The organism is uncultured Rummeliibacillus sp. (assembly GCF_934216135.1).
In the GTDB taxonomy this organism is placed as follows: domain Bacteria; phylum Bacillota; class Bacilli; order Bacillales_A; family Planococcaceae; genus Rummeliibacillus.
The window spans coordinates 238,015-253,922 of sequence record NZ_CAKQBI010000001.1; the positions used below are offsets into that span (position 1 = coordinate 238,015).

At 34.7% G+C, this 15,908-nt stretch carries 19 protein-coding genes; 16 read left to right on the forward strand and 3 right to left on the reverse strand.

Annotation, left to right across the window (positions count from 1 at the left end; all coding sequences use genetic code 11):
• Positions 1-163 precede the first annotated feature (163 nt).
• Complete coding sequence (locus tag Q0977_RS01165; RefSeq protein WP_119416421.1) at positions 164-424, forward strand: YqkE family protein; 261 nt, start codon at positions 164-166, stop codon at positions 422-424.
• Positions 425-477: 53 nt separating this feature from the next.
• Here Q0977_RS01165 and Q0977_RS01170 read toward each other — a convergent pair whose 3' ends face one another.
• Positions 478-1,380 (reverse strand): aldo/keto reductase, encoded by a 903-nt coding sequence (locus Q0977_RS01170; RefSeq protein WP_119416422.1) that lies wholly within the window; start codon positions 1,378-1,380, stop codon positions 478-480.
• Between the two features lie 69 nt (positions 1,381-1,449).
• Between Q0977_RS01170 and Q0977_RS01175 the strand changes: the two genes are divergently transcribed.
• The 6 genes from Q0977_RS01175 (at position 1,450) to Q0977_RS01200 (ending at position 6,849) form a co-directional block, all read left to right on the forward strand.
• A complete protein-coding gene (locus Q0977_RS01175) occupies positions 1,450-1,995 on the forward strand; it encodes an NUDIX domain-containing protein (protein ID WP_119416423.1) in 546 nt (181 codons plus the stop codon).
• Positions 1,996-2,049: 54 nt separating this feature from the next.
• Complete coding sequence (locus Q0977_RS01180) at positions 2,050-2,559, forward strand: hypothetical protein (protein WP_119416424.1); 510 nt, start codon at positions 2,050-2,052, stop codon at positions 2,557-2,559.
• 119 nt (positions 2,560-2,678) lie between these two features.
• Positions 2,679-3,146, forward strand: coding sequence for a Fur family transcriptional regulator (locus Q0977_RS01185; protein WP_119416425.1), 468 nt, complete (start codon positions 2,679-2,681; stop codon positions 3,144-3,146).
• Positions 3,147-3,328: 182 nt separating this feature from the next.
• Positions 3,329-4,243 (forward strand): site-specific tyrosine recombinase XerD, encoded by a 915-nt coding sequence (gene xerD / locus Q0977_RS01190; RefSeq protein ID WP_119416426.1) that lies wholly within the window; start codon positions 3,329-3,331, stop codon positions 4,241-4,243.
• Positions 4,244-4,324: 81 nt separating this feature from the next.
• Positions 4,325-5,527: a phosphopentomutase gene (deoB, locus tag Q0977_RS01195; RefSeq protein WP_299509841.1), complete on the forward strand. Its 1,203-nt coding sequence runs from the start codon at positions 4,325-4,327 to the stop codon at positions 5,525-5,527.
• Positions 5,528-5,544: 17 nt separating this feature from the next.
• Complete coding sequence (locus Q0977_RS01200) at positions 5,545-6,849, forward strand: pyrimidine-nucleoside phosphorylase (RefSeq protein WP_299509844.1); 1,305 nt, start codon at positions 5,545-5,547, stop codon at positions 6,847-6,849.
• A 94-nt stretch (positions 6,850-6,943) separates the two neighbouring features.
• Here the strand turns inward: Q0977_RS01200 and Q0977_RS01205 are convergent, their stop codons facing one another.
• Positions 6,944-7,486, reverse strand: coding sequence for a DUF402 domain-containing protein (locus tag Q0977_RS01205; RefSeq protein ID WP_299509847.1), 543 nt, complete (start codon positions 7,484-7,486; stop codon positions 6,944-6,946).
• Between the two features lie 308 nt (positions 7,487-7,794).
• On the opposite strand from Q0977_RS01205, the gene Q0977_RS01210 reads away from it, so the two are divergent.
• The 6 genes from Q0977_RS01210 to Q0977_RS01235 all read left to right on the forward strand — a co-directional run bounded on the left by Q0977_RS01210 (position 7,795) and on the right by Q0977_RS01235 (position 12,936).
• Positions 7,795-8,148, forward strand: a complete 354-nt coding sequence (locus Q0977_RS01210; RefSeq protein ID WP_119416430.1) for an anti-sigma factor antagonist — start codon at positions 7,795-7,797, stop codon at positions 8,146-8,148.
• The gene (gene spoIIAB, locus Q0977_RS01215; RefSeq protein ID WP_119416431.1) at positions 8,141-8,587 is read left to right on the forward strand and encodes an anti-sigma F factor; all 447 of its coding nucleotides are present in this window, start codon (positions 8,141-8,143) and stop codon (positions 8,585-8,587) included. Before Q0977_RS01210 ends, spoIIAB begins: the two co-directional genes overlap by 8 nt.
• Positions 8,588-8,592: 5 nt before the next feature.
• Positions 8,593-9,384 carry a SigF/SigG family RNA polymerase sporulation sigma factor gene (locus Q0977_RS01220; RefSeq protein ID WP_119416432.1) on the forward strand — a complete coding sequence of 264 codons (792 nt, stop codon included), beginning with the start codon at positions 8,593-8,595 and terminating at the stop codon, positions 9,382-9,384.
• On the forward strand, positions 9,377-10,957 hold the full coding sequence (locus tag Q0977_RS01225) for a spore germination protein (protein WP_241155033.1): 1,581 nt from the start codon (positions 9,377-9,379) through the stop codon (positions 10,955-10,957). The genes Q0977_RS01220 and Q0977_RS01225 overlap by 8 nt, the downstream gene beginning before the upstream one ends.
• Before the next feature lie 97 nt (positions 10,958-11,054).
• Positions 11,055-12,371, forward strand: a complete 1,317-nt coding sequence (gene lysA / locus Q0977_RS01230) for a diaminopimelate decarboxylase (RefSeq protein WP_119416433.1) — start codon at positions 11,055-11,057, stop codon at positions 12,369-12,371.
• Between the two features lie 193 nt (positions 12,372-12,564).
• On the forward strand, positions 12,565-12,936 hold the full coding sequence (locus Q0977_RS01235) for a GNAT family N-acetyltransferase (protein WP_119416434.1): 372 nt from the start codon (positions 12,565-12,567) through the stop codon (positions 12,934-12,936).
• On the opposite strand, the gene Q0977_RS01240 is transcribed toward Q0977_RS01235, so the two are convergent.
• On the reverse strand, positions 12,933-13,433 hold the full coding sequence (locus tag Q0977_RS01240) for a DUF309 domain-containing protein (protein WP_119416435.1): 501 nt from the start codon (positions 13,431-13,433) through the stop codon (positions 12,933-12,935). The two genes, Q0977_RS01235 and Q0977_RS01240, sit on opposite strands and share 4 nt — an antisense overlap.
• A 56-nt stretch (positions 13,434-13,489) precedes the next feature.
• Here Q0977_RS01240 and Q0977_RS01245 point away from each other — a divergent pair, with 56 nt between their 5' ends.
• From Q0977_RS01245 to Q0977_RS01255, 3 genes are read left to right on the forward strand one after another with little or no spacing between them, the layout of a single operon-like run.
• The gene (locus Q0977_RS01245) at positions 13,490-14,275 is read left to right on the forward strand and encodes a segregation/condensation protein A (protein WP_119416436.1); all 786 of its coding nucleotides are present in this window, start codon (positions 13,490-13,492) and stop codon (positions 14,273-14,275) included.
• A complete protein-coding gene (scpB, locus tag Q0977_RS01250; RefSeq protein ID WP_119416437.1) occupies positions 14,241-14,840 on the forward strand; it encodes an SMC-Scp complex subunit ScpB in 600 nt (199 codons plus the stop codon). The genes Q0977_RS01245 and scpB overlap by 35 nt, the downstream gene beginning before the upstream one ends.
• A 19-nt stretch (positions 14,841-14,859) precedes the next feature.
• Complete coding sequence (locus Q0977_RS01255) at positions 14,860-15,858, forward strand: D-alanyl-D-alanine carboxypeptidase family protein (protein ID WP_233548103.1); 999 nt, start codon at positions 14,860-14,862, stop codon at positions 15,856-15,858.
• The last annotated feature ends 50 nt before the right edge of the window (positions 15,859-15,908 follow it).

Below are 15,908 nucleotides of genomic sequence, written 5' to 3' on the forward strand. Positions count from 1 at the left end.
GTTAGATGAAAAGGTGAAAGCCGATTTAAGAAAAAATGTTTTTACTATATCCTATGATTAAAGTTTGTTAACTATTGATAAGTGTATGATTCAGTATTAAAATTGAGGAAAATATATCATATGGAGCATGTTTCGTTTATGTTATGTAGGGGAGAAGAATGGTATGGCAAAGAAAAAGAGAAAACAAATAAACCAAAATCAGTCAAATTTAGTCGATAAAGAAGAAAAAGTAACTCTTCAAGATCAGCTCAATGGTGATGTATTAGCTAAGTTGAAGCTTGCAAAAAAAGAATTAGTTGCAAAAGAACAAAAACAACAAGAAGAAAAAGCAGCACAGCTTGCATTTGAGAAAAAACAAATCGAAAAAAATAAATCATTTGCAGAGTTACTTGAAGAATACGGAGATAAAGGCTCTAAATTTTGATGAATTACAAGAATGCGTTAGGAGAATAATTCTCGCTAACGCATTTTCATTTTTTAGTCTCGATGAGAAGTGTAGAAATCAGGTTTTGTTAAGCTGATTATTTCTTCAATATTATCAATAGATTCCATAGCTTCATACGCATGAATTGTAGAAGATAGTTGTTCCTTTGTACTTGCACCAACGACTGCAGAAGCAATTGCAGTGTGGTTTAAAATTGTTTTAAGTGAAGCTGCAAGTATTAAAGGTGTAGCTTGAGAGAGTTTAGTTAAAGTATTTTGAAGCTCATCTTTAGAATAAGATAGATACCCATCCGTATTTATTAGCCGTTTTTGCCACTCATTTGTTAACAATCCTTTTGCGATTGAGCCTCTAGTAACAATGGATGCACCATTTTCTTGGATAAAATCAAGCCATTCTTCGGGTCTTCTATCAAGTAAACTATATTGCATCATAACTGAGATAGCATTACTTGCAGGTAAAAAACGTTTCAAGACATTTGGCCTAATAGAAGAAATGCCATATTCTCGAATCAATCCTTCTTGTTTTAGTTCTTCAAAAGCTTCTATTACTTCGTCCCAATGATCATCAATAGTCCCACCATGCAGTTGGTATACATCGATATAATCAGTTTGTAAGCGATGTAAACTATCTTTAATCCCAGTCTTTATATGAGCCTTTGATGCATCCCAATGCCATGAATTGCCTTGCTTATCCCACACATTCCCAACCTTTGTTGCTAAAACAATATCTTTTCTCTTTTCTTTAATAAGTTGTCCAACAATTTCTTCATTCAAACCGTGATTATATAGATCAGCTGTATCAAAATAATTGATACCAAAATCAAGTGCTTCATCGATAATATAGGAAGCATCTTGTAAGTTTGTTGGTAGGGACATGCACCCTAAACTTATTTCGGAAATATGTAAATCGCTAGAACCTAATTGACGAGTTTTCAAATCATATTCCTCCTTTTTAATAATGGTACAATGATTTATAGAAAAAGAACAATAAAGGTGGATAAAAATATGAATAAATTTGAAGAAACAACGATTTCTACAGAGAAAATTTTTGAAGGACGTGTCATTAAAGTACAAGTAGATGAAGTAACTTTGCCAAATGGAAAAAAATCTACAAGAGAATTAGTGAAACATCCTGGAGCTGTTGCAATTATTCCAATAACGAGCGAAGGGAAAATTGTAATGGTAGAACAATTTCGTAAACCACTCGAACGTAGCATTATTGAAATTCCAGCAGGCAAACTAGAACCAGGCGAAAAGCCAGCATTCACCGCAACAAGAGAATTGGAAGAAGAGACTGGTTATGGTGCTTCGCATTTAGAAAAGATTTACTCATTTGCGACATCACCAGGATTTTCTGATGAAGTTATTCATTTATTTGTTGCACGAGATTTATTTAAAATAGCACAACCTGCGAGTTTAGATGAAGATGAATTTGTAGAAATCATGGAAGTTTCAATTGAAGAAGCTGAAAGATTAGTGGAAGAAGAAAGAATTTTCGATGCTAAAACAATCCTAGCAATTATGTGGGCAAAAAATAATCTATTAAAATAAGGTATTTTTAAGAATGATGAGCATAGGTTGTACTATTAGAAAGTAGGTGACCTATTGAATCGTTCCTCGCAAATAACTTATTTTTTCCTAATTATCTCAATTGGATTTATCGGTGGTATTATCGCATTTAAATTATCAACTCCATCTCAAAATGAATGGTTAATATCTATCATGGATCCACGATTATTGTTGGAAGGTAAGCCAGCAATTTGGCAATCACTTTGGCCGGCATTTACTCCGTATGTATTTTTAGTGCTACTTGCTACGCATCAATGGTTTAGACATGCTACTAGATTAGTTGTGGTATGTAAAAGTGCCTTCTTTGGCTTCTGTTCAGCGTATTTAATAGCTACCCAAAATGCATTTTGGAATTATGCTCTTTGGTGGTTTCCAGTACAATTTTTGTATACTTGTTTATTATTATTGTTTTCAATTGTACTTGTTCCAAAACCATTTTATAATAGTCGAAAAAAGGGTATACATTGGAAGAGAATTATCGTAATAAGTGTTATGACCATGATAATTTTACTCATAGAATTAGTCATAATACATTTTATGTTTTAAAATTTGATTATTAGATGATAATGATTATCAATAAATAGTCATTATAAGAATTTGGTCGCTTAATCTTGTAATGAGAAATACATCTTTGGTATAATGGTAGAAGTTTAGGGGGGCGTCGTATGGAGAGCCGAATTGATCGAATAAAAAAACAATTACATGGTGCTAGCTATAAACTGACGCCGCAACGAGAAGCGACGGTTAGAGTACTTTTAGAAAATGAGGAAGATCATTTAAGTGCTGAAGATGTTTATCTTTTAGTGAAAGAAAAAGCACCAGAAATCGGTCTAGCGACTGTATATCGTACATTAGAGTTACTAACAGAACTAAAAATTGTCGACAAAATAAATTTTGGTGATGGAGTATCTCGTTATGATTTACGACAAGAGGGAGCAGCTCACTTTCATCATCACCTCGTATGTATCGAATGCGGCGCTGTTGATGAAATTCAGGAAGATTTACTTGAAGATGTGGAAGCGGTTGTCGAAAAACGATGGAATTTCCAAATCAAAGATCACCGTTTAACATTTCATGGTATTTGTTGGCGTTGCAATGAAAAGCACGCTGCAGAAGACAAAAACAAAGAGTAAACATACGGAAAAGTTAATAGCAAGTAAGTAAAGGATGGCGGAGGTGCTGTCCTTTTTTATTTTCACTTTACTATTTCAATGATTTATGAAAAGTTTAAGTGGGGAGAATAGAAAACTGATTTGATGTACAGAAAAGTCATCAATAAAATCTAAAGCTTGGTTGTTTTTGGCTTAATGGAGGAATGAAAGCTGTGAAACAAGAAATACAAGATATGATTGCAGATTACATACATTTTTTACGGGTTGAACGTCAACTATCTACAAATACATTGCAATCTTATGAGAGAGATATTAGAGACTATACACAGAATATATTCGACATCCAACAACTTGAAACATTTGATGATGTTGAGCGTTATCATATATTGCAGCATTTACAAACGTTGCGCAATAAAGGAATATCTGCTCGTACAGTTTCAAGGCATATTTCAGCAATTCGCTCTTTCCATCAATTTTTGCTTCGAGAAAAAAGATGTAGTAACGATCCAACGATTCATATTGATATGCCGAAAATTGAACAAAAATTACCAAGAGTATTATCAATTGAAGAAATAGATAGACTAATTGCAGCTACAAATGTAGCCAAACCACAAGGTGTTCGTGATCGTGCAATGTTAGAATTACTTTACGCAACAGGTATGCGTGTAAGTGAATGCATTGCTTTAAATTTAGAAGATATTCATTTAACAATGGGTTTTGTACGTGTCTTCGGAAAAGGTGGTAAGGAGAGAATTATTCCTCTAGGCGGTACTGCAATTGACGCATGTACAAAATATCTAAATACTGCACGTTTTCAATTGGAGAATCCTAAATTACGAACAGAAGCATTATTTATAAACCAAAGAGGAAAAAGGCTAACTAGACAAGGATGTTGGAAATTATTGAAGGGCTATGCGGAAAAGGCTGGTATAGAAAAAGAACTAACACCACATATTTTAAGACACTCTTTTGCTACGCATTTAATCGAAAATGGTGCAGATTTAAGAGCTGTTCAAGAAATGTTAGGGCATGCTGATATTGCAACAACTCAAATTTATACACATATTAGTAAAACTAGATTATCTGAAGTTTATAAACAATTCCATCCTAGAGCATAGTTTTTACATTAGTCAGATGTCTGACCTTTATTTTTTTGAAGAATTTGATAGAATGAATGTATAAATGAGGAGGATAAATTGATGAACACAAAACCTTTTAAACGTATTCACTTAATCGTTATGGATTCTGTTGGAATAGGTGAAGCACCAGATGCTGCAAAATTTAATGATGTAGGTGCTGATACACTTGGACATATCGCACATGAAATGAAAGGGCTAACAATGCCGAATATGGAACGCTTAGGTTATACAAATATTCGTGGTTTACTTGGCCTTAAAGATCTTGAAGGGATGAAATCTGTAGAAAAACCTGCAGCTTATTATGGTTATATGCAAGAAGCTTCAGTTGGTAAAGATACAATGACTGGACACTGGGAAATAATGGGTCTCAATATTAATAAACCATTTAAAGTCTACTCAGAAGGTTTCCCACAATCATTGATCGATGAATTAGAAGAACGCACTGGACGTAAAGTTTTATGTAATAAACCTGCTTCTGGTACGCAAGTTATCGAAGATTTCGGTAAAGAACATATGGAAACAGGTGCTATTATTGTTTATACATCTGCTGACCCTGTTCTTCAAATCGCAGCTCATGAAGATGTTGTACCATTAGACGAATTGTATAGAATTTGTGAAATTGCTCGTGAAATAACTTTAAAACCTGAATATTTAGTGGGTCGTGTAATTGCTCGTCCTTTCGTAGGAACACCTGGAAACTTTACTCGTACTTCAAATCGTCATGACTATGCTTTAAAACCATTTGGACGTACTGTTATGAATGAAATGAAAGATGCAGGCCTAGATGTAATCGCATTAGGTAAAATCTCTGATATATACAACGGTGAAGGAGTAACTGAGGCTATTCGTACGAAAGACAATTCGGATGGTATGGATCAATTAGTGAATGTGATGAAAAAAGACTTCCATGGTTTATCATTCTTGAATCTTGTTGATTTTGATGCAAAATATGGTCACCGCCGAAATCCAATCGGATACGGAGAAGCGCTTGAAGAATTTGATCGCCGTCTTCCTGAAGCATTAGAGCTAATGGGAGAAGATGATTTACTTTTGATCACTGCTGACCATGGTAATGACCCAACTTTCCCTGGTACAGATCACACACGTGAATTTGTTCCATTAATCGCATATTCTCCACGCTTTAAAGAAGGCAATGTATTACCAAAAATGAGTACATTTGCATCTTTAGGTGCGACTGTTGCAGATAACTTCAATGTAAAATTACCAGAATACGGTGAAAGTTTTTTGCAAACTTTAAAATAAGTTAGGGGGGATTTATCATGAGAATGGTAGATATTATTGAAAAAAAACGAGATGGTTTTGAACTGACTACCGAAGAAATCCGCTTCTTCATAGAAGGTTATACAAAAGGAGAAATTCCTGATTATCAAGCAAGTAGTTTAGCAATGGCCATCTACTTCCAAGACATGACAGATAAAGAACGTGCGGATTTAACAATGGCTATGGTTGAATCAGGAGATCAAATTGACCTATCTGGTATAGATGGTATAAAAGTAGATAAACACTCTACTGGTGGTGTTGGTGATACGACTACACTTGTATTAGGACCTTTAGTTGCAGCAGTAGGTGTACCCGTTGCAAAAATGAGTGGACGTGGTTTAGGTCATACAGGTGGTACAATCGATAAATTGGAATCGATTGAAGGCTTCCATGTAGAGCTTACGACAGAACAATTCATGCAACAAGTGAATGACATCAAGTTAGCTGTAATTGGACAATCTGGTAACTTAACACCTGCGGATAAAAAATTATATGCTCTACGTGATGTTACAGGAACTGTCCCAAGTATCCCACTAATTGCAAGTTCTATTATGAGTAAAAAAATTGCAGCAGGTGCTGATGCAATCGTTCTAGATGTTAAAACTGGTGACGGAGCGTTTATGAAAACCGTTGAAGATTCTAAAAAGTTAGCTCATGCAATGGTTCAAATCGGTAAGAATGTTGGACGTAATACAATGGCAATTATCTCTGACATGAACCAACCACTAGGATACGCTATTGGGAATGCTTTAGAAGTGAAAGAAGCAATTGATACTTTATGCGGCAAAGGACCTGAAGATTTAACAGAGCTTTGCTTAACATTAGGTTCACAAATGGTCGTTCTTGGTGGTCATGCACAAACAATCGAAGAAGCTCGTAAACAACTTGAAGAAGTAATTGCTAATGGTGCAGCTCTTGACGTTTTCAAAAAGTTCATCAAAGGTCAAGGTGGAAACCCTGCGGTAGTAGACGATCCTTCATTGCTACCTCAAGCCCAATATATGATTGAAGTACCTGCTAAAGAATCAGGCTTTGTCAGTCATATTGTTGCAGATGAAATCGGTACTGCTGCAATGTTATTAGGCGCAGGTCGCGCAACGAAAGAATCTGAAATAGATTTAGCCGTTGGATTAGTATTACGCAAAAAGGTGGGAGACCAAGTAAAAGCTGGAGAATCTCTAGTAACCATTTATGCGAATCGTGAAGATGTTGAAGAAGTTAAAGAAAAAATCTACGCAAACATTAAATTATCTTCTGAAGCAATCACAGCACCTAAACTAATCGAAGATATTATTACAGAGTAGAAAATAGTTTTAATAGACAATATAAAAGCAGAACCACATTGATTATTTTTTAAATCAATGTGGTTTTTTCGTTTTATAGATACTTATTTCAAAGTTATATAAGAAATTCAGTTAATGCATCTTTATGTTTACTAGATAATTTTACTAATTCAAATTCTCCCGCACTGATTAAACTTTTAAGAGTTTTCATTTCGCTCCAGGCTAAGTCATAAAGTTGCTGATCTATCACTCCAGTTGATAAGGCCTCTTCAAGTTCATTAGCATCTTTTTCAATTATTTCCCCCGATGGCAATAAAATAATATCTAAAAATAAGTCATCCATCCAAGGTCTCCCGTTGTCTATTCCATTACAAAGGCATATGTCTATATACCATTGAACCACATTTCCTTTAGCATCAAACATTGTAGTGACAGAATGATTTTTGTCTGACGGAAATTGTTGAAGCCACATATAGCCATTATCAACAATGCATATATCCTTTTTGCCATAAACTTTGAATAGAGGACTAGATACAGTAATTGTATGTAGCAATGTTATGTAACCTTTAAATTCTTGTGTGTCAAAAAATGATTGAGCAAATCTCCTTTGTAAAATTCGTTTCCAATCTAAACGATCTCCGTATTTTCTCTTTAACATAAAAACCTCCTAATAATCCTTTATTTTACTAATTATACCTTTAAATAATGGCATTTCTATTAATAATGGCTGAAGAAATATTTTCTTCCGTTAGTCGAGTAAAGATTCTTTCTTTATAATCTTGTCGAAAACGAAAGAAATATTTTTATTTCAAATGTTTCCCATGATTAAAAGTCATTATTTAAATCCATACTAACGGATGGTAGCTGTCGTATTTTTTCTATCTTTAGCGTTTTGATTGTTAAATTGTCAGGGCATAGGATTCTTCTATTCTTGCGTAGAATAGGTTTTGAAAAGGAGGTATGTAAATGCAGCACCATATTGAAATTACTTCAGAAAAAATTGCGATTATTAGATTAGGAGGAGAGCTAGATCATCATGCAGCTCGTCATATCCGGGAAGATATTTCGCAAGCTATTTACAGTGGCTATGTACAAGATATTATTTGGAATTTAGAGGGGCTACAGTTTATGGATAGTGCAGGTGTAGGACTAATCTTGGGAAGAATGAGAGACCTACAAGTACACAATGGTCGTACTTTAATCATTAAACCTTCTTCTACAATGGAGAAAATTTTCCAATTTTCAGGATTAGGAAAATATATTTGGCATGATACAGAACAAGAAGCCATCCAAAGTTTAGGAGGTATTCTACATGGATAATGAAATGACGTTATCTTTTAGAGCGATTAGTGATAATGAGGCACTTGCTAGAATTGCAATTACAAGTTTTCTATCTATATTAGACCCTACAATTGAAGAATTATCAGAGATTAAAACTGTTGTTTCTGAGGCAGTTACGAATGCAATTATTCATGGATATGATGAAGATCCAAATGGAATTGTAACTGTTCAGGCATCTCGCAATGGGAGAGAAATAACAATTTCAATCTTAGATCAAGGCATCGGAATTGAAAATGTGACAAAAGCAATGGAACCACTATATACGACAAAACCAATGTTAGAAAGGTCAGGTATGGGCTTTACAATAATGGAAAGCTTCACAGATCAATTGACTGTGCAATCAGAACTTGGGAAAGGAACGGCTGTCACCTTTAAGAAGCAATTTCAACCAGTAGAAGAGCCGCTATATGTAAGGTGAGAACAATGACATCAAACCCGCAAGCGTCAAAAGAACTTCTAACACAGGAAAGAATGAGAGAACTTATAAAATTAGCGCAGGCAGGGGATGAAGCAGCCAGAAAAGAAATGGTAGAGGGAAATACCAGACTTGTTTGGTCTATTGTTCAACGTTTTACTTCAAGGGGTGCCGATTTAGAAGATCTTTTTCAAATTGGATGTATTGGGCTGATGAAATCTGTAGATAAATTCGATTTATCTTATCCTGTAAAATTTTCAACCTATGCTGTACCGATGATTATTGGAGAGATTCAACGATTTCTTCGTGATGATGGTATGGTCAAAGTTAGTCGTTCTATTCGTGAACTAAACTATAAAATTCGTCATGCTTCAGATGATTTTCTAAAAGAACATGAAAGACCACCTACTTTACAGGAATTGGCGACAATCTTGGAAGTGTCAATTGATGATATTACGATGGCTAGTGATGCTCTGCGTGATCCTGCATCACTTCATGAGCAAATTTTTGAAAGTGATGGCGATCCAATCAGTTTAATGGATCAAATGAAAGACGAAAGATCCGAAAAACCATTTGAGCATATTCCGTTAAAAGATATGTTGGAAAGACTAGGAAAGCGTGAGCAATCTGTCATTTATTTACGCTATTATCTTGATTGTACTCAAAGTGACATTGCTGAAAGGCTTGGTATCTCACAAGTTCAAGTTTCACGTTTAGAAAAGAGAATATTAGCACAACTTAAAATTTGGTTAACCGATCAGCAGTACGAACAATTGGTAAAGGCGGCAGAACATGAGTAGTAATAACAACAAAGAAATACAAACAATTTTCAAAAATAGTCAAGAAGCAGAAGCTTTCATGATTTCCCAATTTGGGAAAAGTGAAAGCTTCGATGTCAATATGAAGCATATTCATATTCATAATATGGATGTATTTACGATTAATATAAACGGTTTAATCGATAGTCAAAATTACACTCAATTATTGACAAATATACAGCCGACTGAAGAATATAAAAGAAATAAATTTCAATCAGGTAAAGCCAAAACAAATTCTGGTGAAAAAGAGCAAGATGAGGATCATAAAGAAGAGGAAGATAGTGAAAAAGAGAATAGCTCGCCAAATGAAGAACAAATCCAAGCAGAAGCTGAGTATTTTTTTGTTTCATTTCCATTCTTTGCATGGGAAGTACAAACATCTAAAGATAAATTACTAACTGCTATTATGAGTGGACAAGTTGCTTTTATTACACCATCTGGTATTGCTTTTACAGCAGATTTAAGAAGCTATCCTGGAAGAAATCCAGAAGAACCTGATAATGAAAAAGTAATTCGTGGTTCAAGAGATGGTTTTACTGAAAATATTGTTCAAAATACGGGCTTAATTCGTAGAAGAATTCGTGATACATCTTTACGCTTTGAGCTACATCAAGTATCAACAAGAAGTCAAATGGATGTATCACTTGTTTATTTGAAAAATCTTGTCAATAATGAACATTTGGAATTTATCAGAGAGCGTTTAAAGGATATAAAACATGATGGATTAACAATGGCAGATAAATCACTAGAAGAATGGTTGATTAAGCAAGGTTTTCATCCATTACCATTTGTGCGGTATAGTGAAAGACCAGATATTGTAGCAGCGCATATACTAGAAGGACATATCGCAATAGTAGTTGATACATCTCCATCAGTCATATTAGTCCCGGTTACAGTGTTCCACCATTTACAGCATGCAGAAGAGTATAGACAGGCACCTGCTATTGGAACAATCATTCGTTTTTTGCGATTTTTTGGCGCATTCTTAAGCTTCTTTTTATTACCACTATGGTTCTTGATTGTTAAACATCCTGAATATATACCATCTTTTATGGATTTTATTGGTATAAATAAGAAATCCTCAGTACCACTCCTCGTTCAAATATTGGCGGCAGATATTGGTATAGAATTTTTAAGGCTTGCAGCTATTCATACACCAACCCCATTATCAACAGCTATGGGATTAATAGCAGGTATCATTATAGGTCAGATTGCGATTGACGTAGGTTTGTTTTCTGCAGAGGTTGTACTTTACACAGCTGTATCAGCAATTTTTACTTTTGCAATTCCTTCGTATGAATTAAGTGTAACGATTAAGATTTTTAGGATATTATTACTGCTATTAACGGCAGCATTTGGAGTAAACGGCTTCTTTATTGGGATTTTGTTAACGGTGTTTTATATGGCTTCCTTAAAACCGATGAAGGTACCATATCTATGGCCGTTAATTCCTTTCTTCCCAGCTGCGTTTGCCCATGTGGTGATTCGTTATCCAATGACTAATGATTCACCAAGGCCATTTATCCTTGGAGCTAAGGATCGAAAACGAAACTAAGAGGCATTGCATCTATTCTTCTATCGTGTTAAAGTTCAAGATATAGAAAATTCGGTGTATTCTTGAAATTGTAAGGAAACACGATAGGAGCGATTAGATGTATTTATACGGTACTCAATCTATTACAGAAAATGACCATTTATCTATCGGTGGAGTCGATACAATAGAATTAGTAAAAGCATATGGAACACCTCTATATGTTTATGATATTGCTCTATTTAGAAAAAGAGCACGAGGTTTTATAGATACTTTCAAAAATGCTTCTGTAAAAGCTCAAGTTGCTTATGCAAGTAAAGCATTCTCGAGTATGGCAATCTATCAAGTAGCAGCACAAGAAGGATTATCGGTTGATGTTGTCTCTGGCGGTGAGTTATATACTGCTTTAAAAGCAGGATTCCCAAGCGAAAAGATTCATTTCCATGGGAATAATAAAAGTCCTCAAGAATTAGAGTTTGCATTTAAATCTAATATTGGATGTATTGTTATTGATAATTTTTATGAAATTGAATTATTAAAACAATTATCTAGTGAAAGAAAGCAGAAGATGCATGTCTTAATTCGGGTAACACCGGGTGTAGAAGCTCATACCCATGACTTTATTACAACAGGTCAATCTGATTCAAAATTTGGCTTTGATTTAAATAATGGTCAAGCTGATGAAGCTTTTAAAGCATTATATAATGATCCCTTCCTAGAATTACAAGGAATGCATTGTCATATTGGTTCGCAAATCTTTGATACAGCTGCATTTCGTCTTGCTGCAAAAAAATTGACAGATAAAATGGGCGAATGGCAGGAAGAATATCAATTCCATGCAAATGTATTAAATTTAGGCGGTGGTTTTGGAATTCGATATACAAACGAAGACGCTCCGTTAGAACCAGCTATTTATGTTGATGATATGATTCAAACAGTGAAACAAGAAGCAGATAGATTAAATATTTTAATGCCGGAGATTTGGATAGAACCTGGAAGATCACTAGTCGGTGATGCAGGCACAACCCTATATACTATCGGCTCTCAAAAAGTAGTACCAAATACGCGTAATTACTTAGCTGTTGATGGAGGAATGTCTGATAATATCAGACCTGCTCTATATGATGCGAAGTATGATGCAGTAATTGCCAACAAAATGTCACAATCTGCAACTGCTACATATACGATTGCTGGTAAACTGTGCGAATCCGGTGATAAACTAATTGAGAACATTAATCTACCAAAGGCCGAACCAAACGATATTCTTGCAACATTTTGTACAGGAGCTTATGGCTATTCCATGGCAAGTAATTATAATAGATTACCTAGACCAGCTGTTGTTTTTGTTGAAAATGGAGAACATCAGTTAGTAGTAGAACGCGAAAGTTATGAGGATCTTGTGAAGTTAGACCTTCCGTTAGCAATAGGAAGGAGGTAAGCTAAACGTGAAAAAAAGTAATATTATTCTTTTAATATCCTTGCTTATTATGGCTATTATATGGGGTGTTATTTATTGGATTTTTATAGCACCAGATTCAGTTTCTAAATAGTGGAAAAATATTTGCGCATTTTTTGCTTTTCGTGTAGGATATTCAAGGATACTTAAAGGCAAAAAAAGAGGGATCTAATATATGTTATGTCGTTATAAGAAAGCATACGAAAAAATTGCAATGGGACTCTTGTCTTTTATGCCAGAACATAAAGATGTAAAGAAGTTACAAGAGACAATTTGTATATATAATTCTGATCCGAACTGGCAACTGTTTTTATGGAAACAAGCAGAAGATTATATTGGTCTTGTTGGTGTGGAGATAAAAGATAGTGAATGGATTGTTAGACATATATCAGTGGACCCTTCTCATCGAGGAGAAGGACTTGGAGTAGAAATGATTCGACAACTTTCAGAGATGGATTTATGCTGTTCGATAGCACCAGATTCTTTAACAGAACCATTTATCCAAAAATGTCTAACGATGTTAGAAGGAGCAGACAATAAGTATTAATGTCTGCTTCTTCTTTTTTCATCCCTAGTTAAAAGAATATTAGAACGATCTCTAAGCATATGTTTATTTTGAATGAAATAGTTATCACTCGGTGGTAATAGAGATATAGAGTGCTCAACTTTTTCTTTTAAAGATTGAGAGGTTATCTCAATGTACCAGCAACTAAATAATTCATGATTCGATACATGTTCTTGAGTGAGATGGATTTTTTGTAACAAATCTTGTGTATTAATCTCTTCTAAAAACGGATTATAAACAGAAGCACTTAATGTTCGTTCAGCTTTTTTTAAAATGGTATGTGCTCCTTTAAAATTATCTCTTCGCCAGTGATAAAGACCTGTAGCTAGTTGAATCCATCCTGTAAGTGGATGCTTTTTGTCTCTTGGTGCGACTACTTTCCAATATTCCTCTAATACTTCATGACATTCAAAATAATCTTGATTGCCATTGAAATACGTAAGAAATTGGACAAATAAAGGGTGATGCATTGGATGCATTTTGCTCACCTTTCCTCTATACTAAATTTTGAAGATAAATTGTCAGGTGGTAAATTATGTCATATGAAGTTAAACTAGAGGCTTTTGAAGGTCCTCTCGATTTATTATTACATTTAATCCATCGTTTGGAAATTGATATATATGATATTCCTATGGCAGAACTTACTGCTCAGTATATGGAACATATTCAAGCGATGCAAGTTTTGGAGCTGAATGAAGCGAGTGAATATTTAGTAATGGCGGCTACATTACTAGCGATAAAAAGTAAAATGTTACTGCCTATTCATGAAGGGGAACTCGAAGATGAAGAATTTGAAATAGACGAACCTGACCCTCGTGAAGAACTTGTAGCAAGATTAATAGAATATAGAAAATTTAAAGAAGCAGCAGTAAATTTAAAAGAGATGGAAGCAACCCGTACTAAATATTTTACAAGACCTCCTGCAGATTTATCTGCTTATTTACCGGATGAACAATTAGTTTTGTTCGATACTTCTGTAAATGTCTATGATATGGTAGCGGCATTTCAAAAAATGTTAAATCGTAAAAGGTTAAAAGCACCGCTAACGACAAAGGTAACAAAGCAAGATATTTCAATCAAAAATCAAATGCGAGCTGTAGTTGGAGTTCTCAAGGCTGCACATGGACGTGCAGATTTCTTTGATTTATTTCCATACGAAGATAAGGGAACTCTTGTTATTACATTTATATCGTTATTAGAATTGATGAAACGACAGGTGGTAGCTGTTGAACAAGAAAATAATTTCGCGAACTTAACGGTGATTTTACGGAAGGAAGAAATAACAGATGAACAACTTGAATCGATTGATGAGCAAAATTGAGAGCCTTCTTTTCGTAATAGGAGAAGATGGGTTAACCATTCAACAGCTTTCAATGTTGACTGATGCAAAAGAAGAGCTAATTGCAGAAGCAATTCATCAAATGATACAAAATTATGAAGAACAATCAGAACGAGGTATTGCCATTAAAGAATTGGCAGGAACTTTTCGGCTGATATCAAAACCAGAACATGCAGACACAATCCAAAAATTGGTAGAAAATCCTCCGAGTCAATCATTATCGCAGGCGGCACTTGAAGTTTTGGCGATTGTTGCTTATAAACAACCAATTACTAGAGTTGAAATTGATGATTTAAGAGGTGTAAAAAGTGAAAGAGCGTTACATACTTTAAGTGCACGAGGTTTAGTACATGAAGTTGGGCGAGCTGAAGGTACTGGACGTGCCATATTATATGGTACAACAAAAGAATTCTTGAATTATTTTGGGATGAAGAATATTAACGAATTACCAGAGCTTCCTGATGAAAGTGCAAGCGAAATAGATGAGCAACCAGATTTGTTTATGTCTAAATTCCAAGAAGCTTTTCAAGAACCACAAACAGACTGATCGCTAAAGGAGTGACATTTTGCGTCGTTGGATTGTTGTTATATTATGTTGTGTAATTGCTTTAATGCCATTTGGAAAAACAGCAGAAGCTGCTTCAAGTTCTTTTGCAGTAATCGATGCAGATACCGGAAGATTATTGGTTGGTATGAACGAACACGAAAAATTACCGATTGCTAGTCTTACCAAAATGTGGACTGCATTTGTAGCGGTTAAAGAATCTAAGCTAGATAAAGAAACGACAATATCAAAAAAAGCTACATTAAGTGAAGGATCATCCATTTATCTAGTTGAAGGTGAAACTACAACATTAAAGACTTTATTAAATGGTTTACTTTTGCGTTCAGGTAACGATGCAGCTACCGCTATTGCGGAAGAAGTAGGAGGGTCTGAAGAGGGATTTGTCAAATTAATGAATGACTACGCTGTTATATATGGTTTATCAAATACTCGATTTGAAAATCCATCAGGCCTTCATAATGACAATCATTTGTCTTCTGCATATGATACTGCTCAAATGCTAAGAATCGGGATGCAGAATAAAGATTTTCGAAAAATAGCTACTACAAAATATTATAAAAACGACTTGAAAAATCCGACAGTTTGGAAAAACAAGCATAAACTGCTTCATTATAACGAATATGCAAAGGCTGGTAAAACGGGCTATACAAAAGTAGCTGGACGTACACTAGCTACCTACTTTGAAAAAGATGGTAAGCGTATTATTGTTGTTACTCTAAACGAGTCAAATGATTGGCAAGTACATGCAGGTTTCGCCGAAAATATTTTCCAAAAATATGATAAAACGTTATTAGCTAAAAAAGGGTTATATCAAGTGAGAGACGATTTGCAAGTCGAGTTGAATCACCCAGTATATGCGCTGATTTCAAAAGATGAACAAAAGAAAGTGAAATCCATTCTTAAAATGCCAAGAATCGCACATGGAGATATTGGTATATGGACATTTTATCTTGACGGAAAGCCAATCATTGAGGAACCGGTACAAATGATATGGAAATAAAAGACTGCAAAATGCAGTCTTTTTTTGCTCATAAAATGTTAGGGTGAATT